The sequence below is a fragment of the Saccharopolyspora sp. genome (assembly GCF_017434145.1).
GTDB classification, from domain to species: domain Bacteria; phylum Actinomycetota; class Actinomycetes; order Mycobacteriales; family Pseudonocardiaceae; genus Saccharopolyspora_C; species Saccharopolyspora_C galaxeae.
In genome coordinates this window covers 1-2267 of record NZ_JAFRFW010000017.1, presented here as the reverse complement: position 1 = coordinate 2267, position 2267 = coordinate 1, and the positions used below count along the sequence as shown (strand labels likewise).

Here is a 2267-nt window from a genome sequence, read left to right as displayed (position 1 = left end):
GGTGCCCGCCGCGGCGCGCACCGCGTGTTCCACCAGCGGGCGGCCGGCGAGCCGGTGCAGGACCTTCGGCGTGGCCGAACGCATCCGGGTGCCTTCGCCCGCGGCCAGCACGATCGCGTGCACCCGGGCGTCGTCCGGGGACCAGCCACCGGGGGAGCCGCCACCGGGGGAGCCGGAAGCAGCCGCGCCGGACGTGCTGTCGGGGGCGGGCCGGGCGTTCGCGCCCTGGGGCATCAACGCACTCCCTCGGGTCTCAAGCGGGTTCGACGCCGATACGCCGGAGTCGCCCTGTTCGGTGCGGCCACGGTGCGCTATGGCGCCGCTGGCCGACTGCTGATGGCGTCCAAGCGGGTGAAGGGTAACCGGATCGACTCCGGGTCGGGCCGGGTGCCCCGTCCGCTCGTTCCGGCGGAAGCCGATGATACCTCCCCCGCAAGGTCCGGCCCCGTCGCCATGGCCCGTCTCAACTGGGTATTCGTGATCGGACGCGTAGCTGCTGCGGCGCGCGGCCACCGCAGGCGGATGGCGGCGCCGGAATAGCGGTAAATGTGCGGAGAAGGCATCAGGTTGATCACCGAGCGTGCGAGCCGCGGACGCAATAGCGCGATCGGGGTGATTTCCGACGAAGCCGCCGTGTGGCGGCTGGGACGCACCCGCGCTCAGTGCGGTTGCGGAGGGATCCAGGTCTCCTGCTCGCGCGGGCCGCTCGGCCCCGCCGGGTACTGCGCCTCCTCGGCCGCCGCGAACGTCGCGACCTGGTTCCCGCCGCCGCGCTTGGCCTGGTACATCGCCGCGTCCGCGCGGGCCAGCACCTGGGCGCCGGACTCCTGCGCGCGCATCGCGACCACGCCGATCGACAACGTCACCCCGCGCGAAAGGGCCTTCGGCAACCGGGCGATCGCCTCGACCGTGCGCTGCAACGCGGATTCCGCGTCCGTGAGCGCCACGACGGGCAGCAGCACGACGAACTCGTCGCCGCCGTAGCGGGACACGAAGTCGTCCACCCGCAGCGTGTCCCGCAACGTGGTCGCGACGACGCGCAGCACGTCGTCGCCTTCGGCGTGCGAGCAGCGGTCGTTGACCTCCTTGAACCCGTCCAGGTCGACCAGCGCGATCGACAGCGGCTGCGCCTCCGCGCTGCCCAGCAGCGAGTCCAGCCGGTCGTCCAGCGCCCGGCGGTTGGACAACCCGGTCAGCGGGTCCTGCAGCGCCTGCTGCGTGATCGCGTCGTGGCGCAGGTTCAGCCGCGCGTTCTCCAACCGGCTGGAAAGCGTCGAGTACCGCGCCTCCCGCATCGTCCACAGCTCGGTCTCCAGCTCGAGCACGTACTCGCCCAGCGCGTCGCTGATCGGCTCGTCGATCTCGACCAGCCGGGCGTACTCCCTGGCCAGCGAGATCCGCAGCGTCGGGTCGGAGGTGTCGGTCGTGACGTGCGAGCGGGAGTCCTGCCCCGCCGACCTGGACGGGGCGAGCACCGACACGGCCTCCGCGCGCCGATCGGCCGACATCAGGCAGCGGGACAGCGCGATCGCCACGATGATCTTCTCCCGCGGGTGGATCGCGCGGTCCAGCGAGCGCAACCGCTGCAACCGCTCGATGTGCTCCGGACCGGGTTGCGCGAGCGCGTGCGCGGCGCCGAGCAGCGGGATCTGGTCCCACGCGGTGCGGTCCGGCAGCCGCGGGAACAACGACTCCTGCCACGGGCCTTCCACCGCGTAGGCCAGCGCGGAGGCGGTGGCGAACCGCTCACCGGCCTCGTCGTCCTCGCCGATGCGCTCCAGCCGCAGTCCCCAGCCCAGCAGCATCCGGCAGCGGTTCATCATGTGCACCGCGATCTCGTGCGGCCCGCCGCTCTCCCGGATGCGGTGGTGCGCGCGGCCCATGACGACCTCGGCCATCTCGTAGACGCCGAGCTGGGTGAGCACGTAACCGAGGTCGATCAGCGCGGTCGCCAGCAGCCGGTCCCAGGACCGCCGCCCCAGCGCGGTGTCCGGTACGAGTTCGTCCTCCAGCATCGCCAGGCCCCACGCGACCTCGCTGATCGCGTTGTCCTCACCGCTGGCCAGCAGCTGCCGCCTGCCGCGCAGCGCCCGCGCGTCCGCTTCCAGCACCAGCAGGCCGTGCCTGCGGCTGTGCGTGAGCAGTTCGTCCAGCAGCGGGTCCGCGCCGTGCGCGAGGCCGGGGGTGGACAGCCGCATCGCGGCGCAGTGCCGGAGCAGCTGGGCGACGATGCGCGGTTCGCCGCGGCGCTGCGCCTCGGCGAGCAG

Annotated in this window: 2 protein-coding genes; both read right to left on the bottom strand. The window is 73.0% G+C overall.

From position 1 onward, the window contains the following. Nucleotides 1-234, bottom strand: a 234-nt coding sequence (locus tag IJH84_RS00410) for an NTP transferase domain-containing protein (RefSeq protein WP_295138826.1), incomplete at its 3' end; no start/stop codon positions are given. Nucleotides 235-659: 425 nt separating this feature from the next. Then, the coding region (locus tag IJH84_RS00405) for a diguanylate cyclase (protein WP_295138823.1) at nucleotides 660-2267 on the bottom strand (1608 nt) is incomplete at its 5' end.